The 23,629-nt window shown below is 51.6% G+C and carries 20 protein-coding genes and 1 pseudogene; 18 read left to right on the top strand and 3 right to left on the bottom strand.

Features of this window, described 5'->3' with window-relative positions; translation table 11 throughout:
• Nucleotides 1–103: 103 nt before the first annotated feature.
• The 7 genes from JUE67_RS01560 (at nt 104) to JUE67_RS01530 (ending at nt 7,168) form a co-directional block, all read left to right on the top strand.
• Nucleotides 104–652 carry a GNAT family N-acetyltransferase gene (locus JUE67_RS01560; RefSeq protein ID WP_203626046.1) on the top strand — a complete coding sequence of 183 codons (549 nt, stop codon included), beginning with the start codon at nt 104–106 and terminating at the stop codon, nt 650–652.
• A gap of 63 nt (nt 653–715) precedes the next feature.
• Nucleotides 716–1,630, top strand: a complete 915-nt coding sequence (locus JUE67_RS01555; RefSeq protein ID WP_203626045.1) for a hypothetical protein — start codon at nt 716–718, stop codon at nt 1,628–1,630.
• Nucleotides 1,631–1,831: 201 nt separating this feature from the next.
• On the top strand, nt 1,832–3,022 hold the full coding sequence (gene tuf / locus JUE67_RS01550; RefSeq protein WP_203626044.1) for an elongation factor Tu: 1,191 nt from the start codon (nt 1,832–1,834) through the stop codon (nt 3,020–3,022).
• A gap of 278 nt (nt 3,023–3,300) precedes the next feature.
• Nucleotides 3,301–5,178, top strand: a complete 1,878-nt coding sequence (locus tag JUE67_RS01545) for a glycerophosphoryl diester phosphodiesterase membrane domain-containing protein (protein ID WP_203626043.1) — start codon at nt 3,301–3,303, stop codon at nt 5,176–5,178.
• A gap of 285 nt (nt 5,179–5,463) precedes the next feature.
• A complete protein-coding gene (locus tag JUE67_RS01540; RefSeq protein ID WP_203626058.1) occupies nt 5,464–5,745 on the top strand; it encodes a PadR family transcriptional regulator in 282 nt (93 codons plus the stop codon).
• Complete coding sequence (locus JUE67_RS01535) at nt 5,738–6,499, top strand: hypothetical protein (protein ID WP_203626042.1); 762 nt, start codon at nt 5,738–5,740, stop codon at nt 6,497–6,499. The genes JUE67_RS01540 and JUE67_RS01535 overlap by 8 nt, the downstream gene beginning before the upstream one ends.
• A gap of 114 nt (nt 6,500–6,613) precedes the next feature.
• Nucleotides 6,614–7,168: a DUF6508 domain-containing protein gene (locus tag JUE67_RS01530; RefSeq protein ID WP_203626041.1), complete on the top strand. Its 555-nt coding sequence runs from the start codon at nt 6,614–6,616 to the stop codon at nt 7,166–7,168.
• Nucleotides 7,169–7,311: 143 nt separating this feature from the next.
• Here JUE67_RS01530 and JUE67_RS01525 read toward each other — a convergent pair whose 3' ends face one another.
• Nucleotides 7,312–8,505 (bottom strand): ROK family transcriptional regulator, encoded by a 1,194-nt coding sequence (locus JUE67_RS01525; RefSeq protein WP_125696190.1) that lies wholly within the window; start codon nt 8,503–8,505, stop codon nt 7,312–7,314.
• Between the two features lie 298 nt (nt 8,506–8,803).
• Here JUE67_RS01525 and JUE67_RS01520 point away from each other — a divergent pair, with 298 nt between their 5' ends.
• The 11 genes and pseudogenes from JUE67_RS01520 (at nt 8,804) to pglX (ending at nt 21,652) form a co-directional block, all read left to right on the top strand.
• Nucleotides 8,804–9,721 (top strand): DUF7916 family protein, encoded by a 918-nt coding sequence (locus tag JUE67_RS01520; protein ID WP_203626040.1) that lies wholly within the window; start codon nt 8,804–8,806, stop codon nt 9,719–9,721.
• A gap of 123 nt (nt 9,722–9,844) precedes the next feature.
• Nucleotides 9,845–10,345 carry an immunity protein YezG family protein gene (locus JUE67_RS01515; RefSeq protein ID WP_203626039.1) on the top strand — a complete coding sequence of 167 codons (501 nt, stop codon included), beginning with the start codon at nt 9,845–9,847 and terminating at the stop codon, nt 10,343–10,345.
• Nucleotides 10,342–10,914 carry a hypothetical protein gene (locus JUE67_RS01510; protein ID WP_203626038.1) on the top strand — a complete coding sequence of 191 codons (573 nt, stop codon included), beginning with the start codon at nt 10,342–10,344 and terminating at the stop codon, nt 10,912–10,914. Before JUE67_RS01515 ends, JUE67_RS01510 begins: the two co-directional genes overlap by 4 nt.
• Before the next feature lie 218 nt (nt 10,915–11,132).
• On the top strand, nt 11,133–11,630 hold the full coding sequence (locus JUE67_RS01505; RefSeq protein ID WP_203636936.1) for a hypothetical protein: 498 nt from the start codon (nt 11,133–11,135) through the stop codon (nt 11,628–11,630).
• Between the two features lie 2 nt (nt 11,631–11,632).
• The gene (locus JUE67_RS01500) at nt 11,633–12,922 is read left to right on the top strand and encodes an exonuclease domain-containing protein (RefSeq protein WP_203636935.1); all 1,290 of its coding nucleotides are present in this window, start codon (nt 11,633–11,635) and stop codon (nt 12,920–12,922) included.
• A gap of 228 nt (nt 12,923–13,150) precedes the next feature.
• Nucleotides 13,151–13,423: a BrxA family protein gene (locus tag JUE67_RS12870; RefSeq protein WP_203626034.1), complete on the top strand. Its 273-nt coding sequence runs from the start codon at nt 13,151–13,153 to the stop codon at nt 13,421–13,423.
• A pseudogene (locus JUE67_RS01490) lies at nt 13,399–13,752 on the top strand (BrxA family protein); the annotation flags it as partial. The gene JUE67_RS12870 and the pseudogene JUE67_RS01490, both read left to right, overlap by 25 nt.
• 2 nt (nt 13,753–13,754) lie before the next feature.
• The gene (locus tag JUE67_RS01485) at nt 13,755–14,360 is read left to right on the top strand and encodes a DUF1788 domain-containing protein (RefSeq protein WP_203626030.1); all 606 of its coding nucleotides are present in this window, start codon (nt 13,755–13,757) and stop codon (nt 14,358–14,360) included.
• The gene (gene brxC / locus JUE67_RS01480) at nt 14,350–18,039 is read left to right on the top strand and encodes a BREX system P-loop protein BrxC (RefSeq protein ID WP_203636934.1); all 3,690 of its coding nucleotides are present in this window, start codon (nt 14,350–14,352) and stop codon (nt 18,037–18,039) included. Before JUE67_RS01485 ends, brxC begins: the two co-directional genes overlap by 11 nt.
• Nucleotides 18,040–18,055: 16 nt before the next feature.
• Nucleotides 18,056–18,517 (top strand): BREX-1 system adenine-specific DNA-methyltransferase PglX, encoded by a 462-nt coding sequence (locus JUE67_RS12665; RefSeq protein ID WP_225877858.1) that lies wholly within the window; start codon nt 18,056–18,058, stop codon nt 18,515–18,517.
• Nucleotides 18,518–18,538: 21 nt separating this feature from the next.
• Nucleotides 18,539–21,652, top strand: a complete 3,114-nt coding sequence (gene pglX, locus JUE67_RS01475; RefSeq protein WP_225877857.1) for a BREX-1 system adenine-specific DNA-methyltransferase PglX — start codon at nt 18,539–18,541, stop codon at nt 21,650–21,652.
• A 61-nt stretch (nt 21,653–21,713) separates the two neighbouring features.
• Here the strand turns inward: pglX and JUE67_RS01470 are convergent, their stop codons facing one another.
• Both JUE67_RS01470 and JUE67_RS01465 read right to left on the bottom strand, forming a co-directional pair.
• On the bottom strand, nt 21,714–22,793 hold the full coding sequence (locus JUE67_RS01470) for a site-specific integrase (RefSeq protein ID WP_203626026.1): 1,080 nt from the start codon (nt 22,791–22,793) through the stop codon (nt 21,714–21,716).
• Nucleotides 22,787–23,524, bottom strand: a complete 738-nt coding sequence (locus JUE67_RS01465; RefSeq protein ID WP_203626024.1) for a hypothetical protein — start codon at nt 23,522–23,524, stop codon at nt 22,787–22,789. The genes JUE67_RS01470 and JUE67_RS01465 overlap by 7 nt, the downstream gene beginning before the upstream one ends.
• Between the last annotated feature and the right edge of the window lie 105 nt (nt 23,525–23,629).

Here is a 23,629-nt window from a genome sequence, read left to right as displayed (position 1 = left end):
GCACAAAAAGCTTAGTGCTGGATGTGTAAGTCAGCGGTGTTCCCAGAAGCTCGGTCATTTATGGCCGAGTAGTTCACGACTCAAAACAGAGGGAGGACCCGCGATGCAATTTGAGACAGACCGCTTGATCATGCGACTGGGCCAAGACTCAGATTTCGCCGATTACCTGGCGCTGGTGTCCGATCCCGCCAGCATGGCTTGGGGCGCGCTGGGCAGCCAGCGTCCCCAGACGGAAAAACGGGCGCGCGAGACATTTGCCCAGCTCTATTTGACGCTACCGGCCGTCGCGGTGACCCGTAAAACCGATGGCCGCATGATCGGCGTGCTGAACATGGACCAGGACCCCTGGCTCAAAACATGGGAGATCGGCTACACTTTTGCCTCGGCGTATTGGCATCAGGGTTACGCGACCGAGGCCGCATGGGGCGAGCTCCAGTATCTTTTTGACCAGAAACAGGCGTCGTATGTTTACGCCAATGTGACGGCGGGCAACCGGCCGTCCGAAAACGTGCTGGTACGCCTAGGCTTCACGCGCGAAGGGGAGAGTCGCTTCGGCTTTTTGCTGCACGGGCGCTATCGGGTGCAGCAGCGCTTTGGCCTGACGCGCGCGGAATATGACGCGCAAGTTGCTGCGCATTTTGCCCCGCGGTAGGGCTTGCCTTTGCCCGCGTGTTGGCGGAAACTGAACGGTGAATACGACAAAGGAGCTATTATCATGGGAAAAATCGTCCCGCTGCCGGATAATGTGGACCGGCATCTGAGCCTCGGGGAAAGCGCGCTTCGCAACAGCAATTTTGCGGCCGCGGTTCCGCATTTGGAAAAAGCCTATCAGCGCACGCCTGTTTTTGAGGTGGGGCGTGAGCTCGTGCAGGCGTATAACGGCCTTGAGCAAAGTGCCTCGGCGCTGCCGATCGTGTCCGAGTACATGGAAGACTTTTTGGCGTCGGCCAAGGACACCGAGCTGCTGTATGACACGTTGCTGGCGTTGCCGGATTACCGCTTTGCGTGGGCGATGCTGGCGCATGTCGCTGTGATTCAGCGGCCGCCACTTCAGCAGCGCATCGAAGACGCGGAGGCGGCGGATCTGGCGGCCAACCAACCGGCCCTGGAAAAATTGGCCAAGGAGCTCAAACATCTGGGTGGCTTTGATGCTCACAAACAGGAACAGGTGATCAAAGAGCTCGGCCGCCTGCCACGCCAGCTGATGATCGAGGCGGCCCGGCCAAATCTGACGGATGAAGATGTTCATCCGGCGGTGCGGATCTCGCTACTCGATGCGTTGACGGCGGTGGGTGATCGCGAGCCGGTGACCGTTTTGGGCTATCAGACATCCGGTGAGGTGGTGCCGGATGACCTGCCAGGGGTGTTGAATGATCCGACGCTTTTGGCGGTGCTCGACCAGGTCCAGCGCCAGGTCGGCTTGGGCGATCCCGAATTGATGCGCGCCACGGTTCAGGTCTTGCGCTTTGAATTAGGTTATTTATATCCGTTCATTGACCAGACCATTACCGATCCCAAGCAATTTGCTTATGATTATCTACATAAGGACAGCGCGCCATTGTCACCGGCGATGCAAACGCTGCTGGCCTGGCTGGGGGAACAGACGGCGAAACTGGCCGATATGGCGTAAGTTCGGCTTTTAGGTGTAAACAGAAAATTCTTGACGCCGCCTGTTTACAAAGCCGCCGGTTCTCGGTATAATCGTTTTCGGAATTCATTTCCCGCGGGAATATTTGTTTTGGTATTCGCGCGCAAATGTAGTACACTAGTACGTAAAGGATTGCGGGGTTTGCCCGTATCTTTACGATAAAATACAGGAGGTTCGTTTTTCATGGCTGAAAAAGCACATTATGAACGCACTAAGCCCCACGTCAACATCGGTACCATCGGGCACGTTGACCACGGTAAGACTACTCTGACCGCGGCGATCACCAAGGTCCTCTCTGAAAAGGGATTGGCCGAAGCTCAGGACTACGCATCAATTGATGCCGCACCTGAGGAAAAGGAACGTGGCATCACCATCAACACCGCCCACGTTGAATACGAAACGGAAAAGCGCCACTACGCACATATCGATGCGCCAGGGCATGCTGATTACGTTAAGAACATGATCACCGGTGCCGCTCAGATGGATGGTGCGATCTTGGTCGTTGCCGCTACTGATGGCCCGATGCCTCAGACTCGCGAACACATCCTGCTTGCGCGTCAGGTCGGCGTTGACTACATCGTTGTCTTCCTGAACAAGACTGATCTTGTTGACGATGACGAATTGGTTGACTTGGTCGAGATGGAAGTTCGTGAACTTCTGTCCGAATACGATTTCCCTGGTGACGATATTCCTGTTATCCGTGGTTCTGCGCTGAAGGCTCTTCAGGGCGACCCAGAACAGGAAGCCGTTGTTCAGGAACTCATGGACACCGTTGACGAATACATCCCAACGCCAGTCCGTGACACCGACAAGCCTTTCTTGATGCCTGTTGAAGACGTCTTCACCATCACCGGCCGTGGCACCGTTGCTTCTGGTCGTATCGATCGTGGGACTGTCAAGATCGGTGATGAAGTCGAGATCATCGGCTTGAAGCCACAGGTTCTCAAGTCCACTGTTACCGGTCTTGAAATGTTCCGTAAGACCCTTGACCTTGGCGAAGCCGGCGATAACGTTGGTGTCTTGCTTCGTGGTGTGAACCGCGATCAGGTTGAGCGTGGCCAAGTTTTGGCAAAGCCAGGTTCGATCAAGACCCACAACAAGTTTAAGGGCGAAGTTTATGTCCTTAGCAAGGAAGAAGGCGGCCGTCATACACCGTTCTTCTCCAACTATCGTCCGCAGTTCTACTTCCATACAACTGACGTTACGGGTGTCATCGAACTCCCAGACGGCGTTGAAATGGTTATGCCTGGCGATAACGTTACCTTCGAAGTAGACCTGATCGCTCCGGTTGCCCTTGAAAAGGGTACGAAGTTCACGGTCCGCGAAGGTGGCCGTACGGTTGGCGCGGGTGTCGTTTCCGAGATCCTCGACTAATCAAATAGCCTTCAATTGCGTCTCACTTCGGTGGGGCGCTTTTTTTGCGCTCTTTTTGCGTGAGGGTTGGTGCCGGATGCTCGTTGGGTGGAGTGGGGCGACGGCGAGTGGCGGTTCGCCGGTTCCGAAAAATAATCGAGATACCGTAAACGTGACAATTCTGGAAGGCATCCTTGTATTAGTATCATGATAAACTGCAAAGATAACAGCTTGCGGATTCGGCGCGCGGTGGCGTATTGGCCGGGTTCAGAGAATCTAATGAGATGGAGGCGGGGCGGATGAATAGCTTTCGGTATAGTTGGCGCGGGACCCGGGAATTTTGGGCGCACTGGTGGCAGTACCTGGCGTTGACGCTTTTGACGAGTTTGGTGTTGACCGAAGCCGTGATTCCATTGTTGCGGTGGGTGACGCAAACGCTGCTCAGTGCAGCCGGTATTCCGTTTTTGTCGTATAACAATCTCGGGGGGATCGTGGGCCAGCATCCGCTTGTCGCGGCGGGGCTGGTGGTGATCTTGCTGATGGTCCTGCTACTCGCGTATTTGCAATTCACGATCCTGCTGATCGGCGTTGCGAACATCCGCAGCCAAAATGGGCACACGTGGCGGCAACTGCTTCGCGAAACGCTTGCCTCATTGCGGCATTTGCGCCTGGGCACGCTCGGCTTTTTCCTGGTGTATTTTCTCCTGATCGTGCCATTTGCCGGCCAGGTCTTAGCGTCGCCTCTTCTCAGCAAGCTGACGATTCCGGCCTTCATTATCGAATACGTGACGGCGAAGCCAGTGCTGCTAGGCGTTCTGGTCGCATTTTACCTCGGGATCGGGTGGCTGGGGCTGCGCCTGTTGCGGACCCTGCCGCTCGCGCTATTCGAGGACATTTCATTCGGCGCGGCCGCCAAGCGCAGCTGGACCGCAAGTCGCGGGCGCCTCTGGTTCTATTTTCGCCGAATCCTCTGGCTGAGCCTGATCGTGCTCGGCCTGAACATGGGGTGGAGCGAGGGCCTGATCGCGCTGCAGACGTGGCTGGACACGACCAGCTGGGCCTTCGCCGGTGCGATGGGGACGACCACGCTCCTGATGGGCGGTGCCATGCTCCTGCAGAGCTGGGCGACCGTGCTGTTCGTGCTACTTCTACTGACGCCGGAGACGATCGCGCCAGTATCGGAGAAAGCGGTGGCTGGTTCAGAGAACATGACGCCCGTCTCTGGAAAAATCGCGCCGGCTGCGGGAAAAATGGTGCCCAGCCCGACCGGCCTGCTAGCCCCGCGCCGGAAAAAGCGTTGGCTTCGCCTTTTGACGGGTATCGTTATTGGCGGGGCGGCAGGGTCATTGCTGCTGTTTAATTTTACCTACCTGAACGGGATGCTCGACACCACGCCGCTGACCATTTCGCATCGCGGGGTGGATGATGGCAACGGCGTGCAGAACACCATTCCTGCGCTTCAGGCCACGAGCAAGGAACATCCCGATTTTGTCGAAATGGACATCCACGAGACCAAAGATGACCAGTTCGTGGTGATGCACGATGAGAACCTCAAAGCGTTGACTGGCCTTGACCGCACGCCGCGCCAGGTGACGCTCGCGCAGGCCACCCAGCTCACCGCGCGTGAAAATGGCCACCGAGCAAAAGTCGCGAGCTTCGATGCGTATTTGGCGGCCGCCGAACAGCTGCATCAGAAATTGATCGTCGAGGTCAAAACCACGACGCAAGATAGCGTCAACGCGATCGACCTGTTTATCGACCGCTATGGCCAGCGCCTGATCGCGGATGGGTCGCGCGTTCACTCGCTGGATTATCGCGTGGTCAGCCGCATCAAGCAGCGCCTGCCGAAGTTATACACGAGTTTTATTTTGCCCTATCTGATCGTCATGCCGCGCACGCCTGCCAATGCCTACACGGTCGAGGAGACGACGCTGTCCGCGGCGGTCGCGGGTCAGATTCAGGCGGCACACAAGGCGGTGTGGGTCTGGACGGTGAATGACGCTGACCAGATGACAAGTTTGATGTTCGAAAGTGTCGATGGCATCATTACCGACAGGCTGGCTCTCTTGCAACAAACGATCAAAACGCAGACAGATCACCCGAGTTATGCGGCTCGTTTGCGTAACCTCACAACTTGGATCAACATGGATACAGGCGATGGCACAATCGAGAACTAACTGTCTCCTCGGACCCGGCGTCTCACTATTTTGGTGAGACGCTTTTTCTTTTTGGAGGCGGTTGGCAGACGCCCAGACTGCCGGTGGTCGAAACGCACGAAACCGCCGCGATCCCACTGGGTAGCCAAAGTTTTCCGCGACGCTCAAACTTTCGACTATCATGCTTTACAAAGTACCACCACGCGACTATACTTTGCTTTGCAAGATAGCGATGCGCAGGAGGTGAGGTCATTGGCGAAAATTCCAAGCCAGCTGCTGAAGGGCACGCTGGAAGGGGCGCTGCTCATGATCATTGGGCGCGGTGAAACATATGGGTACGCGCTTCAGGAAACGCTGGCCGAGCTTGGCTTCGGGCAGGTGCCAGAGGGGACGATCTATCCGCTGCTGCTGAAGATGCAGCGCAACAAGCAGATCGAGGCGGTTCGGCATCCTTCTGCCAGTGGCCCGGATCGCAAGTATTATCATTTGACCGCAACAGGCGAGGCCAGCATTGCAGAATTTTTACCCAGCTGGCGGCAGTTGGTGGCCGCGATGGCGAGGTTAGAGGGGGACAAGGGCAATGAGTAGGGAACTGACCAAGGCAATGCAGGAAAAAATGGCAGGGATTCATGGCATCGATCACGTCTACGCCGACACGCTGGTGAGGTATCTCCTGAGTTTCCCCAGCAAGGATCCACGCGCGGTCGAGGAAACGGCCGAGGCCATTTTGGATGACATGACCGATGCGCAGCAAGCCGGTCAGCGCCTGCCCGATAATTTTGGCCAGGATCCGCAAACCGCCGCGGACGAGATCGTCGCCGCGTTGCCCAATCGTAGTGGCGCGCAATGGCTCGACTACTTGTGGCCCTTGTTCAATATGTCGCTGGTGGGGGCGACGCTGGATGCATTTTGGCGCCGGCCGCCTGCTTGGCACTTGGCGGATCTGACGACGTTTGCGCTGTTTCTGCTCATCTGGGTGATCGGCGCTGTCGTGCGTGGGGGAGGCTTCAACAAGTTGAAGCGGAAAACAACGCTGCGACTGGGCGTCTGGCTGATTCTGTATTTCGCCGGGTTTGTCGGACTCGCGGCAGTGGTGACGCGGCTGGACCACCAGGTGATCGGCGCCGGTGCGCTGCTCATTTTCTGGGGCGTGATGACGGCCGTTTCGCTCGTCGCGTCTCTCTGGCGCCGCTCGCTTCGATTCAACTGGCCCATTTTGTGGGGCCTGATGACCGTCACCGCCGCGGTTGGCCCGCAGCTTTCAACAGGCTGGTGGGTCGCGCTTTTGGCCGTGAACGTCGCCTGGTTGGTGTGGACAGCCATCACGGCAACGGATAATTAGAGGGGACAAATGGCATACGAATTATTCACAGCATGGTGGGTCGCGCTGTTGGCCGTGAACGTTGCCTTGTGGGTCAGGTCAGCCGTCACGGCAACGGCTAATTAGGAGGAAAAAATGGCATACGAATTATTGACGCAATACGCATCCCGCTTCCCGGCGCCGGCCGCTTCGGCTGAGGAAAAAACGGCAGACGCTGACCTGCGCAACGCATTGGACCAAACGGAAGATGACGGTGGCGACATCCTCAAGGCGCTGGGTCAAACGCAAGACGATGATGGCGACATTCTTAAAGCCCTGGGCCAGACGCAAGACGATGATGGCGACATCATGAAGGCGCTGAGCCAAACGCCAGAAGAGGCGGAACCCGAGATCGAGATCAACGGCCGGGTGCGGTGGACGCTGGACAGTTTTATCCATGACTTTGACACCTTTGCGCTCACGCATCCGGAGATCGCGGATTATTCGACCACGTTGACGGATGCGGGGCTTGGCTTCTCCCGGTCCGCGCTGGCCAAGGCGGATGTGACGGAGGCCGGCGCAACGGTGGTTCTGGCGATGCTCGTCGCGATCAGCCGACTGGATCGATTTTCAGATGGCCTGCTGGCGGAATTCGCACAGGATGGGCATCTGCACACCTGGCTGACGCGGCTGGCCGAAGTGGACCACTAGACAGCGGGGCGCGCACGGCCTGGCAGCTTTTTGGTCTGCCGGACAGCGCGCGACCCAGGCGGCTCACCTGCACGGGACGGCACATAAATAGCCCGCCTTCACAACCAAGTGGAGGCGGGCTATTCCTATTTTTCAGCTGCCGGTCATTCCGTTCCGAGCAATTGCTCCGACACGGCCAACATGCTGGCGGCAATCGCGCCGTTGTATTGCGTGTATGGCTTGATCGTCAGGCGCTGCGGGGTGACGGGGGTCAGCTGGAACATGTTTTCATTCAAAGTCTGCGAGAGCTTCGTCTGCAGGGCCGCCGGGTCGAAAATTCGGCCGTGGATGATGATGCGGCGCGCGTCGACTTCGAGGGCGAGGTTGTTGACGGTAATCGCAATGTACTTGATCGCGGTGTCCAGCAGGTCGATCACGCCATCGTCGCCGAGCTCATACGCCTTCAGGACCGTTTCAAAATCCAGCTGCGAAACATCCGGGGAAAGCTGGCGCAAAAACGTGTGATCCGCGTTGCGGTAAAGCAGGCGCGCCTTTTTCACGATCCATTCCTGACTGGCGTAGGTCTGCAGGCATCCGTGGCGCCCGCAATCGCACAATTCGCCGTTCGGATTGACGATCGTGTGGCCGATCTCGCCGACCAGCGCGTTTTCCGGACTGTACAAATGGCCGCGGTACATCACCGATGCGAACAGGCCGCGGGCGGCATGCAGGAAGATGAAATTGTCATCCGTCTGATCCGGCCCCAGGAGGCGTTCCGTCAAGGCCATGCAATGCACGTTGTTTTCAAAATACAGCGGCAAGTCGATGGCATCGATCGTGGGCTGCAACTTGAACTCGGACCAAGTCGGGTTGATCGTCGCAATTTTCGCCGTCTCAGGGACAAAATGCCCTGGCAACGCGATGCCGACTGCGACCGGCCGATAGCTGGCATTATCCGCAATGAAGTCGCGCAAACTGGCCGCAAACACATCGCCGCGAATGACTTCCGGGTCGTATGAGGCATTGGCCGTCACCGTTTTTTCCACATAGGCCTTGCCCGCGTCGTCCGTGATACAGAAGGTGTAGCTGCGCGCCGTCAGCTCTGCGCCCACATAATAGGCGTGGCCATTGGCGATCGCGAGCATGATCTTCTTGCGCCCGGAGCGCCCAGTGTCGACCTGACTCTGGCCGATCTCCTGAATGAACCCTTCCTGAATCAAATGGCCGGTCACATCGCTGGTCGTGGCGGGGGTAATGCCCGTATTATGGGCGATATCGATACGGGAGATCGGGCCGCGCGCGTAGATCTGATCGAGAATGCGCTGGCGCAGCTCCGTTTGCTTTTTCGTCAACTTCAAACTGGACACCTTCTTTGCGCTTATTATAGCGAATAATGTCTAATATATAAACAACAAGCGGTTACATTTTTACGCAAAATTGCATTTTAATAATTAATCGGTCGAGAACCGCAAGCCGCCGCGCCGTTACGGGTCCGGGGAAAATCGGCGGGTGGTGGTCTACACACGGCGGCTCGCCCGCCATCTTGACTGTGCGGGCCACTTTGGTAAGGTAGAGGCAACAAGGGAGCGGCGTGCCCGTGTGGCGGACCTGGCAGCGTGCAAGCGGTCCCGCCCCAGCCAGAAAAGGAGAATTCACATGGTCAAACGACTGATCTCAACTACAAGCAGCGAGGTGCTGGCAATGACCGGCGCCGAGCTCAAACAAAGCATCAAAGCAAGCGAAGGGCGCGTCGTCCTCAGCGAAAATGTCGTCGTGGAGCCCGGCATCGAAGGCCTCACGACATCCGAAGTCGCGGCGGCATTCGGCGCGGACCTAATTTTGCTCAACGACCTCGACGTCCTCAACCCCGTCATCATGGGCCTGTACGACGAAAACGAGACCGAACCCCGGCATGACGGCGAAAGCATCCGCCGCCTCCAGCACCTCGTCGGCCGGCCGATCGGCGTGAACCTCGAGCCCGTCGATCCAAACGCCGACATGGACTCTGAGCGCCGCGTGATCTCCGCCGGCCACCAAGCCTCCGAAACAACGCTGAAAGAAGTCGAGCGCCTCGGCTTCAATTTTGTCTGCTTGACCGGCAACCCCGGCACCGGCGTCACCAATGCGGCGATCGCGGCGAACATCGCCATTGCCAAGCGGGTTTTCCACGGCCTGATCATCGCCGGAAAAATGCACGCGGCCGGCGTCAACGAACCCGTTGTCTCCGAAGAAGCCACCCAGGCCTTCCTCGACGCCGGCGCCGACGTGATCCTGGTTCCGGCGGTCGGCACCGTACCTGGTCTGGATGACGATGAGATCAAGGCCATCGTCAAGCTCGCCCATAGCCAAGGCGCACTGGTGATGAGCACCATCGGCACCAGTCAGGAAGGCTCCGGCGCCCGCTACATCGAAAACATCGCCATTCGCAACAAGATCGACGGCGTGGACATCCAGCACGTTGGGGACGCCGCCTGGCACATCCAATCCCCATTTGAAAATATTTATGCGCTCAGCCGCGCCATTCGCGGGGAAAGCCACGCAATCGCGCGCATGGCCAGTTCGATCAACCGCTGAGCCCTGAGTGCGTGAGTTGACATCACAACAATTATTTAACAGTGTTGCATAACAGCACTGTTTTTTTTTATGATCCGTGCTACGATAGCAAGTGAAATCATCAACAAGCAAGGAGCGACACAGATGGATGAGACTGCAATGACCACCGCGACAGCGCAAATGATGAAGACCGCCACCGACGTGATTCCCGTCGGCTGGCATGACGTGGTGCTCGGCGCCAATATTTCCGCTGATGAGCAGGTCGTGCTGTTCTTCTTTTACACCGCGGCCAACGATCCGACCCGCTACCTGCGCGGCATCAGCCTGCCATGGGATTACGGCGGGGACAAGAAGCTCTTCGACGCCGCCATGGCCAAGCTCCGCGAGCAGGCGTTGGCGTTGCAAAAACAGGTGGTAGCCGCCGGTGATCCGGCGTTTCATGAGCTCGTGCTGCACGCCGTTTATCAGGCGGAGATGAAAACTACCCTCGGCTACGTGGATTGGGCGGCGGCGAATTTTTCGCCCGATGATCAGATGATGTATTTTCAAGCGACTTACCTCGGCACGGCTTTCAGCGGCTGGGGTGCCAATCACAAGTTGAAGAAAATGACGAAACTTGCCAGCAAGGGAGCAGGTGAACAATGACGCGTGCATATTCATCCAAATACGGTCGGCCGTTTAAACCGATTCGGCCAATTATTGAACAGCCAGTGACACAGTTGCGGCTGGATACCAACCTGATCACATATGGCCCCAAACCGCTTGAAGGCGTGGAAGTCGGCCAGACCTTGATCGTTAAACGCGACGGCACGACAAGCCTGACGCGTCTATTGTGGGAAGACAACGGCGATCTTCGCCCCGGCAAAGTCGTCGAGGAAACGATCGACCCTAAGGCTGCGGCCCAGATCCTGGACGATCTCCAATGGATCTTCAACGAAGAGGCCGGCCTCGAGGAATTCGTCACCGACTCCGCCAGCTGGAAAGTCGAGTTCACCATTGAAAACGGCGACCCGATCCAGCTGAACGGCTACCTGCCACCAATGGCCGGAAACAAGTACGTCCGCACCTGGGAGCGCGAAGTCCGCGCCGCCCTCCATACGCGCCGCGTGTTCCTGTTTGGCAACGGCCATTATCAGTACAAGACCATTGCATCGAAGTCCAAAGCAAATGCAAAGCCGGGGCCAGCAAAGGATTGGGGTCGGAAGAAGAAGTAGGTTGTTGGCGGGCGGATCGTTGCCTGACTAATAGAAGAAAAGATTCGGAAATTGAACGGGAAAACGGCTGGACACCTTGGGAGAGAAGGGGTCCAGCCGTTTTTTTGCGTGCGCATTTTGACTTTCGGGATGTGGGAATTCTGCTGACTTTTGCGAAATCTTTTAGGGTAATAGCAATGGGGACAAGGGTCTCGTAAGTGCTGTGTCATTGAGGGGTGATGAATAATAGGCAGATGCCGCAAAAAAATGTTTTTTGGTACCGTTTTCAAACGGTGAAGACTAAGATTGTTACGATAAACCGTATTCGGAAAATTTCGGATATGCAAACATTTGGGGGGATTGATGTGTGGAAGTATTCTGGCAAGTCCATCTATTTTAAGAAAACGCAAATCGATATTGATACAACGTCCCGGATTCAGGCACTTGGGGGAACAATCGTTAAGCTTGCCGATCGAGGCGCGGCCATTGACATCATTGTTTTTGCGACGGAAGAAGAGAGAGCTATTCCTAATAAGGCGCTTGACCGGGTTGTTGCCAGGCAAGAGGCAAAGGGGCGAGTTGTTCGTTTTCTTCGGTTGACGGAACTGGAAGAAAGTATGGGACTGGACATGGCACTACCCTTTGCGTTATGGAGTCAGTTGCCGAATTTCGATCCGTGGTCAGGAAAAGAGATTCATCCGACTCGGTATAATGACACCAAAGTGGAGGAGAGCTAATAATGTTTGTTCAACCGACAACGAAAACTGATTTTGATGAAACAATTGCACGCTATGCGCCATATCCAACTGACCGAATTGACGAAAATAATTTATTGGTTGGGGATGTGGTCGCTCTCTGGTGGTTTACACAACACCCAAAATTTCCAGACGTCTATTCGCCGAAATATTTCCGTCGAATTTACGCAGTGGATCTGCCCACAGAATTAGGTAAATTCATCCAAGATGGATACCTTGTCAGGCAGGATGAACGGTTGATTGGGACCAATCGTGCGTCCGCCTTGATCAGCGAATTTGAATGGATCATCAAGGCTCATCGAGCTGGCAGCCAGGACCTTTTCTATGAGAAGAGAAAGGCTTTGGCTAGCAGGGATATTTCGCGGAATCCAGGGAATGCCTCGATTTACCAGTTACCGAGCCACCCGGATCTGGCTTCGGATTTTATCTCGCTTGATATTGAAACAACGGGAACGAATTATGCCTTTGACGATGTGATTCAGGTCTCGGCCACGCACGTAATGAATGGCTTGGAAACCGAAAAATTCACAAGTTTTATTGATCCCGCTCAGTCGGTACCAGCGCACATCACTAACCTTACTGGAATTCGACAAGAGGACGTCGATAACGCCCCTAAGCTAAATGAATTGGCTGATGAGCTGATGAGCTTTATTGGAGACCGCCTTGTTATCGGGTGGAACCTAAAGGGTTTTGATCTGCCGTTCCTCAAAGCGAAGGGTATTGATCTCACAAATAATTCGATACTGGATGTCATGTTGCTCGCTCGCCGGCGCAAGCATCAAGGGGTCAATTCGCAACTTACGACAGTGAAGCACATGCTTGGCGTCAAAGCACTTTCGCATAACGCATTAACGGATGCGAGAGCCACAGAGGTGCTGTATGCTTTACTGCTATCCTTACCCTCTGTTGCATCAGCGGCAACAGGCGGTAAGATAGCTTCGACTAATTCCACGGTATTCAACTATACTGATACCACTCCGCTGTTTGAGAATATGCGTTTTGTTTTTACGGGTACCATCGATGATGGACAGTACACCCGAAAGCAAATGGAACATATTGTTAAGTCCCACGGGGGAACTGTTGGTCCAACGTTAACAGAGAAGACTGATTATTACGTTGAAGGAGTTCAAACAGCTCATAATCTGACAGATGGAGAAACCAGCTCGAAGGAAAGAAAGTATCTGGCACTCCAGGAAGCCGGGGTCGATATCTACAAGATGAATGGCCAGGACTTCGATAAACTGTTGAGGACTTCCAAAGAGCAATTCGAATAGAGAGTTGTAACTACTCTAGGTCTAAGATATGAGCCTACCTGGTCAATATGCGACCAGGTGGGCTCTTTATTTGCTTGGATGCCTTGCCGCTGGCATTTCGGATTACCAGATAATACGTATTCGTGCTGATGGTTCTCATTGGTTGCATTCGCGACGCAAATGGTTCAGCGAGTCGGCAGTTTGTCTGCTAAAATATGATGTAATGGGACAAGTAAAAGGAGAAAAGTGATGGAACATTTTTCCGCTGCATCAGTGAAGTTTCCATTTTGGTTTAAAGAATTTACACAGATTATGGAATGGTATGTCGAGGATGACAATTGGGAAGACATCAATACACGAATTATTGATGAGCGTTATTTCAAATTTTCCTCTCGGCCACGGACAGTGAGCTTTTGCTCGGAAATGACACACCGTATCACATCGCTATCTGCACAGACCTGTGACATCTTTTACTCAGTTACTCAGTCGACACCGACAATCAAAAGCTCATCAACCTCATGAGCATTATGAATATCAATTTACTCGTGCGGACGTTCATGATTGAGGAATTTCGGCAAGAGCTGTTGTTGGGGGATGCGAAGATTGAGGATTTCGAGCTTCAAGCGTTCTTCCGGAATCTTCAGGCAACGCATGAAGAAACTGCTCAATGGACAGATGAGACTGTGAACCGCTTAAAGGGGACACTCAAAAACTATTTGGTTGAATCGGGCCTTGCCACATTTATTGGTAATGATATTCAGATCATCCGGCCGTTACTCGATCCGCGTCTCGAGGCGGCCATCGAAGGCAGTAATCATCCTGAATACTTGGCTGTCTTTAATGGGAGGTAACGATGGCAGACTTAAATAGAGATTTCGACCGGCTGCGCGAGAAGATCCGTCAGCCAGCATTTCAGCGTAATCAAGGCTTATCCAATGAAGTCGGCTATTACATATTCGATTATCGACCAAAAGATGAGCTGATTGTCCGCGAAAATGTGGCGGCGATTGCCAAAGAATCGACGGTCGCCACGATTGGCGCGAACGTTCAGGTTTTTGACCTCTTCGACATCATGATGACGATCGTTGATGGTTTCGGTTACCGGGCGGCGTTCGAGAAGATGGAAGTCGAGGACGGCATGTCGCGGGTCATCATCGAAATGAACAACATCATGCGGATGAACCAGGAAGAGAATCGGATCGTTCAGTACATCGAGGATCATCTGGACAAGACTCAGCCGACCATTATTTTTCTCACTGGGGTTGGGAAGGTCTTTCCGTTGATTCGCTCGCACAAGGTGTTGAATACGCTGAATCAGGTGATCGACACGTCGCCTGTCGTGATGTTTTACCCGGGTGTCTATAACGGGACTAATTTAAAAATGTTTGGGGAGCTTGAGGACGATCATTATTATCGGGCGTTTGGCTTAAGAATGGGGTGGAATGATCATGAAGATTAAAGATCTGTTTGCAAAAAATATCGACCGCACAATTCAAGGGGTTATCAAGGTCGGCCAGGAAGACAACATTGAACAAGAGCTCGATGAATACGTTGTGACGCGCGAGCTTCAGGACGATTTTTCGAAGTTTTTCTCGGCTTATGAGGTCGCACTTAATGGGCCAACCGATAACATGGGGGTCTGGATCTCAGGCTTCTTTGGTTCAGGGAAGTCGCATTTTCTGAAGATTATTGCAGACATCCTTGAAAATCGGGAAGTGAAGGGCCGCCGTGCGGTTGATTTCTTCCAAGATAAGATCAAAGATCCCATGACATTCAGTCAAATGAGCCGCGCTGCCGATTCCGCCACGCAGGTCATTCTGTTTAACATCGATGCCAAAGCAATGACCGGGCAAAAGAACGACGCCAACGTCATCATCAATGTTTTCCTGCAGGTCTTCAATGAGATGCAGGGCTTTTCGACGACCAATGCCTGGATTGCGGAAATGGAGCGTCAGCTGACCAAGGCTGGCAAGTATGAGGCGTTCAAAGAAGCGTTCGAAGCCGCCGAGGAAAATCATCTCGGCTGGATTGAGGGACGCGACAATTATGCTTTCAACATGGGCACAATCAAGGACGCTTTGGTTAAAATTGGCTTCCAGGACGAAGCCGATGCGCAGGGCTTCATTGACCAATTGAAGACGCCTTTCCCAATCAATATCGAAAAATTTGCGAAATTGGTTGCCGATTACACAGAGGCGTCCGGCAAGCGCGTCGCCTTCCTGGTTGATGAGGTCGGCCAGTTTATCGGTGACAGCGTACAGCGGATGCTGAATCTTCAGACCGTTGTCGAGGATCTTGGCAGTGCCACACGCGGCAAGGCTTGGGTTATTGTGACCTCGCAGCAGGCCATTGGGGATGTCACCAGCAACCTGAACGGCCAGGACTTCTCAAAAATCCAAGGCCGTTTCAAGACGCGAATCAATTTGAGCTCGGCCAATGTTGATGAAGTCATCAAGAAGCGCTTGCTGGCAAAAACACCAGAAGTCCAGCGCCAACTCGAAGGCGTGTACACAGCCAATGCGGCGGCAATCAATAACGCGATTGACTTCGATGATGTGCAGCGCGACAAGTACGACTCGCCAAAATTGTTTGCGGACGAGTATCCATTTGTGCCCTATCAATTTAAACTCCTGCAATCTGTTTTGACCGCCATCCGAACGCATGGTTCAGATGGCAAGCATCTTTCCGAAGGTGAACGGTCTATGCTGTCGATTTTCCAAGAGTCGGCCGAGCGAATTATGAATGCCGACGAGGGCACACTGGTCCCGTTCTCTCTGTTCTTCGAAGGTCTGGAGCAATTTTTGGATCATACCCACCGGATTGTTATCGAGAATGCGCGCACGGATTACCAGGTGATCAATCCAAAACAAGAGGAAAATCCATTTGCGCTGCAAGTCCTCAAGACGCTCTTCATGGTCAAGTATGTGGATAATTTCAAGGCCACGTTGAATAACATCGTGACGCTGATGATCGACAGCATTGATGTCGATCGGATTGAACTGACCAAGATGGTGAAGGACGCGCTGTCGCGTTTGATTCGCCAAAAGTTTGTGGAAAAGAATCTCGACAGCTATGTCTTCCTGACCGATGCGGAACAGGATATCATTTCTCAGATCGGCCGGCAGCAGGTTAGCGAGGCTGAGATCGTCAATGCGCTGGGGACGTACTGGTATGACCTCAAAGTGATTGATAACAAATACAGTTATCCTAAGCTCTCCGGACGTTATGTCTTCACGCTGAACGAGTTTGTGGATGATACCCCGATTGGCAAGAGCAACGCGGACCTCTCAATTCGGATCATTACCCCGCTGAACGCGCGGTATCACGATTTGGCGCAGGCAATGTTGCTATCCTCTGGCGCACCGAAGGAAATCATCATCCTGACGCCCGATGAAGAGGATTACCTCGATTACATCCGGCTTGCAGAGCGAATTCGCAAGTTCCAGTTGAACAGTAGCACGAACATGGACGCGCGCTATCGTAGCTTGATTGATGCGCGTGTTGCGGAACGAAACGAGTTGCGCCAGCTGGCTCGTGAACACGCCGTCGCCGCCCTCCAAGATGCGACCATTATCGTCGGTGGCCGCGAACTGGAGAACGGTGGTGGCTTTGAAAACAAGTTTGCGGAAGCCGCGCGTATCACCGTGGACAACACATTCCGTAATCTGAGTTACATCGAGGTGGCCAAGGGCGAGAAGGATATTCTCAAACTCCTGAAGGATCCGGACGATCTGGTAACGACCAAAGAAAATCCCCAGGCGATTACTGAAGTTCAAAGCTGGTTGGCTCGGGCCAACGATCCTCACATCACTTTGAAGTCAGTCTTGAACCGCTTTGAAGGGGTTCCGTTTGGCTACACACAAGAAGACATCGAGTGGATCGTTGCATACCTGTTTACAAGTGGCGCGATTAAGCTGACCTACAACGGGGAGACGGTCAGTCCATACTCGCCTGATTTTACCGCGCAGCAGCTGGTCGATTTTCTGACGAAGAAGCAGTACACAGAAAAAATCGCCATCCAAATTCGAAAGACATTGCCCCAACAGACCATCAAGAAAATGCGTGACATCGCGAGTCAGGTCTTCAATAAGAAGTCCTTCTCCTCTGACAATCCCGAGGCACTGGTGAGTGAGCTGAAGGTTAAGATCGCGGCAGATCTGAAAAACATCGAACTTTTCGAGAACAAGAATCAGAAGTATCCTGGCCACGACTTATTACAGCAAGGTCAGGGACTTCTTCGCGAACTGCTGGGCGCCCACGACTCAGACTATTTCTTTGAGTTGATTGTCAAACGCTATGATGATCTTCTGGATTGGCACGACGATTTCGAGGATAAAGGCATCTCGGATTTCTACCTCAATCAAAACTCCCAAAAGATTTGGGATGATGGGTTAAACGATCTGGAAATCTACACTCATTCCAGTGACCTGATCAACGACGCTGAGGTTCAGAAGCTAGTTGAGCAGCTAAAGGAACTACTAAACTCAAATCGGGCGGACAATAACATCCAGCAGATCAAAGCGTTGGATCAGCAATTCGATGATCAGTACACCGAAATGTTTGATGCGCACCTCGAGGACGTCAAACAAGCCATTGAAGGACAGCGCCAAGAGGGTGCCGATAAGCTGCGGCGCTCCAACTTGCCCAAGGAGTTCTCTGAACCGGCTTTGAATGCCTTCAACGCAAGCCTCGATCGAATTGTTCGTGATGCTGAGGACTCTGGCAATTTGAATGATCTGAATGCTAAGCGGAACCTCGCCTCGGTTAAGCCCAACAGCCTCCTCAATGACATTGCTAATCAGGTTGAGAAAATCAAGCAAGCGGAAGCGGCAGCCGAAGCAGAGCGGCTTCAGAAGGCGCAGGCGGATAATACGCAACATACAACGGAGATCAAGAGTAACGAGACTGTAAATGCGGACCGGAAAAAAGAATCGTCCGAACATACTACAGCAAAGGCTGCACCGACTTCGACGGTTCGAAACATTCCGACAGTGGACATCAAAGAGCTTTCAAACAAAGACAACTGGACCATCATGAAAGTGGATGATCTGGACGCATTTGTTGAGGAGTTGCGCAACAATCTTCAAAAGCGGCTCGATGAACAAGGAGTCGACGGGATCTATATTCATCTGAATTAGTGGACAAGGAGTAAGCATGGATAAGAAGATAATCAGCAAGTTTGCTATCGATTCTCATCTGGAATTGGTCGAGGCGGTCAGATTACGTCTCGCCGTATTAGGAATTACAGAAGAAGCAATATCGTCGCCATTACCAGAGTCTACGCAGCAGGCAGAGTTCTTCCCACAACTAAACGGCGAGCCGCTAACTGGGGATGATATTCTCCGAAGAAGAAAGATTGTTGCGCATCTGTCGGAAGTTTCATCAAAGGGGAACTCTCACTTCGAGGATTTTGTCGAGGAAGTAGCATACACCTGGTTTAATCGAATCTTGGCGATTCGCTTTATGGAAGTAAATGATTACTTGCCAAGTGGAACGCGGGTTTTGTCATCAACTGAAGGCAAGTCTGAACCGGATATTCTTGTCTATGCCAACGATCTCGAACAGGAACTTGGTGGCTATTCTAAAGATGATCACAAGCTTATTGAACCTGCATGAGAGACTCAATCTCCGTCGACTATGGATAGGCTGTATCAAATTTTGTTTATGAAACAGATCAAGATTTTGTCAAAGCAATTACCACAGGTCTTTGAACCTCTTGACGATTACATGCAGCTCTTGTTCGTTCCTAGCTATCATCAAGGGTTTATTCCAGAGCTTGTTCGTTCAATTCCAGAGGCCAGCTTTGATTTGGATAATGATGATAGCCATGGCCAGGTTCAACTGATTGGTTGGCTCTACCAATATTACAATACTGATCAAAAGACTAAAGCGATCGAGCAACCCAAGTCACACAAATTCCGGGGAACAGAAATCGCGTCAGCGACCCAGATTTTTACACCAGACTGGATTGTCCGGTATATGCTCCAAAATTCAGTCGGAAAGCTCTGGATTAAAAGCCTACTTGCAAAAGGTGACAGCCGTTCTGAAACTGAGATTGCTGAACACTTTCAGTGGCAATATTATATGCCTGAAGCTGCCCAGCCTGACGATGTGCAATTACTTATAGATGTGAAGGACGGCCAATTAAGTGACCTACGACCTGAACAGCTGACAATCTTGGATCCATCGATGGGGTCAGGTCATATGCTCGTGTATGCTTTTGACCTACTAATGCAAATCTACCTCGATCAAGGCTATTCTCAGAGAATTGCGGCTACGAATATTATCCAGAACAATCTGTTCGGTCTTGACTTGGATAAGCGTGCGACACAGTTAGCCTCGTTTTCTGTCATGATGAAACTCCGGCATTATGATCGCAGAGCCTTGATTAAAGGAAATCTGCCAAAGCTCTTTACGGTCAATTCGTTTGGGGATCTCACAACTGACCAGCTTGAATTGGCATATCCTGAGGTTACTGAAAAGCAAAAAAATGCGTTTCGGTCAGCAATTACGGTGTTTACAAATGCGAATGTCACAGGTTCGCTCACCGAGATTGGCAATTTAGACATTGCGCCGTTAGCAGGATTGTTCGAGCTGAACCAGGCCACGATAGCAAGCGGTGACTTAAGTGAACGAGTGGGACAGCTGATAAATATCTGTCAGATTCTTGCTAAAAAGTATGAGGTCGTCGTGACAAATCCGCCCTATATGGGATCAAGTAGAATGGATGATACCTTGGCAAATTTTGCTAAGAAGCACTATCCAAATGCAAAAGCGGACCTCTTCGCAATGTTTCTTGAACACTTTCAAGAAAGTGTGGTGCCGGGCGGATATTGCGCAATGGTGACAATGCAATCGTGGATGTTCTTGTCAAGCTTCGAGTCGTTACGTCAGACGTTGTTGGCTAAATATACGATATCCAATCTGATGCATATGGAAAACAACGTCATGGGCATAGCCTTTGGGACGGCCGTGACAATTACACGCAATGCTAGCTTGACTAACTTTATAGGTACGTATCATCAAATAAAGACTTCCGATGTCGCGTCAGGAAAGATTCCTTCACATGTGCCAATTGCAGGCAATCGCTATAAACGAACTAACCAAGCGAACTTCGAAGTCATCGTGGAGCAGCCCATCACCTATTGGTTTTCAGAGAGAATGGTCTCGGCCTTTCGAGATTTTCCAGCGCTTCAGGAAGTAGCAGAGTTGAAGGCTGGACTGTCTACCGGCGATAACGGTATATTTCAAAGACGCTGGCAAGAAGTCAAAGATACCAATATTTCTTTTACAACTAGCACGATCTCTGAAACCACCTCGGGAGACGTCCGATGGTATCCCTGCGATACTGGTGGCCTGTTCATAAAGTGGTCAAATCGAAAAGAGATTGTCGTTGATTGGCAGAACAATGGGGAACATATACGAAATTACACAAATCGGACAGGCAGAATGGCTGGCGCGGCACGGAACACAAGTTATTATTTTAGACCTGGCATATCCTGGAATAAACTGAGCTCCTCACGGTTCGGTGCGCGGTATAGGACTTCTGGCTATGTTTTCGATGATACAAGTCGCACCATGTATCCTGACGCTTCTGTGTCAGCCAAGACTATATTGGGATTTATAAACTCAAAAGTGGCTTTTCATTTTCTACAAGGCCTAAATCCATCCATGTCTTTTACAAATGGTGATTTAAAGCGACTTCCAGTTTCGGTTAAGTCTGACAACGCCATTGATACCATCGTCGGGACTTGCATTGCAGCTGTTGAAGAAGGAATAGATTCATATGAGGAATCCTGGCAGTTCACACAATTTCCATTTTTGAAGATCGCTGAGCATCACCGAAACTGGACAGTGGAAGCAGCGTTTGATGCATGGCGCGATGAAGCTCAACAGCGTTTTGATCAGTTGAAGGCGAATGAGGAGGAACTCAATCGAATCTTCATCGACCTGTACGGACTTCAAGATGAGTTAACACCAGAGGTGAAGGACGAGGATGTTTCTGTCAGACTGGCAGATCGCGGACGAGATATTCGGTCGTTTCTTTCTTACTTCATTGGCGTGACATTTGGCCGATACTCTATCGACACAGCTGGACTTGCATATGCCGGCGGATATTGGGATTCATCGAAATACAAGACAGTCCAGCCCGTTGAGGATGACGTGGTATTGTTGACTGACGATGACTATTTTGGTGATGAGCGTGATATCCTGGTTCGCTTCAAGAAGTTTATGACAACTACTTTCGGTGTTGAGCATTTGTCTGAGAATATTCGTTATATCGCTGATTCGTTGAATACGAAAGGTGACACGCCTGAAGACCAAATTCGGCATTACTTCTGTGATGATTTCTTCCGTGATCATCTTTCGACTTATCAAAAGCGTCCAATTTACTGGCAACTAAATGCCGGCAAACAGGGCGGATTCAAGGCATTGCTGTATTTACACCGCTATGACGAGAACACAATGGCAACGATTCGGACTGCTTATCTTCATCCGTTGCAAGACGCCTATGCGCAGAAGCAGGAGTACCTTTCACATTTGCTGGAGACTGAAAAGAGTTCCTCAGAGCGAAACTCAATCGGTAAAAGGTTGACCAAGCTAGCCAATCAGTTAGATGAAATTACGAAGTTTGATCAGTCGCTCCAGCATGTCGCAAACCTCCACATTGATCTTGATTTGGATGATGGTGTTGTGGTGAATTACGAGAAGGTTCAGGGCGGAGAAAAACTTTTGACGCCACTCAAATAGTTAAAGAGAGCTCGCGTGGACAAACCTCGCGGGCTCTCTTTGTGCCGACAAAAGTGCCAAATTATAGAGTATTCAGAACGTTAATGATTTTATCATTGTCCTGTTGCTCTAACTCCTTGATCACGTGCAAGTATGTTGATTGGGTGGTGGTGATGTTGCTGTGGCCGAGGCGCTTTGACACGGACAGGACGCTGACACCTTGATACAACAGGACTGAGGCGTGCGTGTGACGAAGACCATGAAACGTAATCCGAGGTAAATGGTCTTCGAACAGCTTTGAGGTTAATGCTTTGTTGATTTCTGCTGATACTGGTGCGACACCATTTCTCAAGAACACAGGATCGTGTGGTGAGATGTTGTGCGCCTGAATATAATCCTGAAGTAGGATTGCCGTCTTTCTGTCTAACGAGATCTGTCTATTAGAAGCCGCAGTTTTGGTCTTCTTGAAGCCCGTTCGATATTTGTAATCCCACGTTTTGTTGATATCGACCAGACTTTTGTTTGTGTGAATGTCAGCAGGGGTCAGGCCTAATATCTCTGCATAACGCATGCCGGTGACTGCGGCAACGTAAATAATTAGCTCATCACAATTGGCCGGATTGAGTGTATGCAAGAGCGTCTGAAGCTCGCCAAAGTCCAAAGCTTTTTTCTTGGAACGGACCGGTTGCCCTGTAATGACCGTCTTGCGAGTCGGATCGGTTGTGATGACTCGCTCATCCAGCGCGTCGAGCAAGGCTGCCCTGATCTGCTTATGGAATGTGGCCACAGTTCTCATCGCATGGGTTTGAGCGAAATAGTTGATGCGGTCCTGATAGAGGGACTTTGTGATGTCTCTGAGTTTGATGTCGCCGAAGATGATACGAATGTGTTGCAGCGTGTTCGTATACTTACGTAGCGTGATATCGCTAACTGAATGAACTTTGTACAGTTGGATCCAGCGCTCAAAATATTGAGCGAGCGACAAGTCCGCGTCTCTGTATTGTCTTACATCGACGAAGTCTGTGCGAACCTGGCTGGCTGCCAATTCCGCCTCGCTCTTCAACCGGAACCCGGAACGCCGCAATTTCTTGTATTGACCAGTGATGTCCTTGTATGAAATTTCGTACTGCCAAACGTCCCCACGTTTTCGATAACTTACCATGTGATATCCACTCTCCTAAAATAATTTCTGAATTCTTGGCACTTTTTTGGCACATAGCCTTTATAATGCCCGATTTTCAGCGGGTATGAGAGTGGATGCTCAGCGATATGGAGTGTGAAACTTGATCTATCAAAGGATGAGGATAGTTCGCTATTATTCTCGAACTCCCGACACATATCCACATTTTGACTGACTATGAGATCAACTCTCTCCGTCAAACTATTGTCGATTTTTAGCGGAAGCTTTCGAAGGTCGTCTACTTGAAAGTTCAGAGTGGGATTAAGAGCTGCCGATAACTCAGTAACTAACTTGGAATTCAAGAATCCAAGTACGTAGTGTAGTATAGATTTCGACTGTATAAACAGCATCGGACCTGCATCACCAAAGACGCTCCCTAATTCAGCTTCTCGAAACGAAAGATCTGCTGAAGTAATTCGACCCCAAGTAATGCCTGTCCGGAAATAATACTTTTCGTCTCGAAGCCGATAATTCGTCTGAGATTCTTTAATAGCTCTGGCGTCGTTTTTGAGAAACACAACAGTTCCATTGTTGCCAAACCATCTCATATATCCCCCGCCACTATTGATAGGAACCCATGAAAAGCCCTTAATATCTGCTTGTTGTCTAGCATTCTGAATTATTTCGGGTGCCGGAACCTCATACCATTGTTTTAAAAATCCGCTATTGACCATGATGCCAGACTTTACTTCGCCATAATTAGAAACTGGCATTGCATCAAAGGCAGCGATGACTGCTGGACTAATCCAGTAACTAATCGGATTGCCAGCTATCTTTCCAAAGTTCGCTTGGTTAGCTCGTTAATTGCGTACAAATCT

Origin of the sequence: Lacticaseibacillus mingshuiensis, assembly GCF_016861785.1 — a bacterium.
Lineage (GTDB): Bacteria > Bacillota > Bacilli > Lactobacillales > Lactobacillaceae > Lacticaseibacillus > Lacticaseibacillus mingshuiensis.
This window is presented reverse-complemented; position numbering and strand designations above follow the sequence as displayed.

Bases quoted from the DNA above. Each gene is read 5' to 3' on its own strand.
- JUE67_RS01560 (WP_203626046.1), top strand. From the start codon at position 104: ATGCAATTTGAGACAGACCGCTTGATCATGCGACTGGGCCAAGACTCA.
- JUE67_RS01555 (WP_203626045.1), top strand. From the start codon at position 716: ATGGGAAAAATCGTCCCGCTGCCGGATAATGTGGACCGGCATCTGAGC.
- tuf (WP_203626044.1), top strand. From the start codon at position 1,832: ATGGCTGAAAAAGCACATTATGAACGCACTAAGCCCCACGTCAACATC.
- JUE67_RS01545 (WP_203626043.1), top strand. From the start codon at position 3,301: ATGAATAGCTTTCGGTATAGTTGGCGCGGGACCCGGGAATTTTGGGCG.
- JUE67_RS01540 (WP_203626058.1), top strand. From the start codon at position 5,464: ATGATCATTGGGCGCGGTGAAACATATGGGTACGCGCTTCAGGAAACG.
- JUE67_RS01535 (WP_203626042.1), top strand. From the start codon at position 5,738: ATGAGTAGGGAACTGACCAAGGCAATGCAGGAAAAAATGGCAGGGATT.
- JUE67_RS01530 (WP_203626041.1), top strand. From the start codon at position 6,614: ATGGCATACGAATTATTGACGCAATACGCATCCCGCTTCCCGGCGCCG.
- JUE67_RS01520 (WP_203626040.1), top strand. From the start codon at position 8,804: ATGGTCAAACGACTGATCTCAACTACAAGCAGCGAGGTGCTGGCAATG.
- JUE67_RS01515 (WP_203626039.1), top strand. From the start codon at position 9,845: ATGGATGAGACTGCAATGACCACCGCGACAGCGCAAATGATGAAGACC.
- JUE67_RS01510 (WP_203626038.1), top strand. From the start codon at position 10,342: ATGACGCGTGCATATTCATCCAAATACGGTCGGCCGTTTAAACCGATT.
- JUE67_RS01505 (WP_203636936.1), top strand. From the start codon at position 11,133: ATGAATAATAGGCAGATGCCGCAAAAAAATGTTTTTTGGTACCGTTTT.
- JUE67_RS01500 (WP_203636935.1), top strand. From the start codon at position 11,633: ATGTTTGTTCAACCGACAACGAAAACTGATTTTGATGAAACAATTGCA.
- JUE67_RS12870 (WP_203626034.1), top strand. From the start codon at position 13,151: ATGGAACATTTTTCCGCTGCATCAGTGAAGTTTCCATTTTGGTTTAAA.
- JUE67_RS01485 (WP_203626030.1), top strand. From the start codon at position 13,755: ATGGCAGACTTAAATAGAGATTTCGACCGGCTGCGCGAGAAGATCCGT.
- brxC (WP_203636934.1), top strand. From the start codon at position 14,350: ATGAAGATTAAAGATCTGTTTGCAAAAAATATCGACCGCACAATTCAA.
- JUE67_RS12665 (WP_225877858.1), top strand. From the start codon at position 18,056: ATGGATAAGAAGATAATCAGCAAGTTTGCTATCGATTCTCATCTGGAA.
- pglX (WP_225877857.1), top strand. From the start codon at position 18,539: ATGGATAGGCTGTATCAAATTTTGTTTATGAAACAGATCAAGATTTTG.
- JUE67_RS01470 (WP_203626026.1), bottom strand. From the start codon at position 22,793: ATGGTAAGTTATCGAAAACGTGGGGACGTTTGGCAGTACGAAATTTCA.
- JUE67_RS01465 (WP_203626024.1), bottom strand. From the start codon at position 23,524: ATGCCAGTTTCTAATTATGGCGAAGTAAAGTCTGGCATCATGGTCAAT.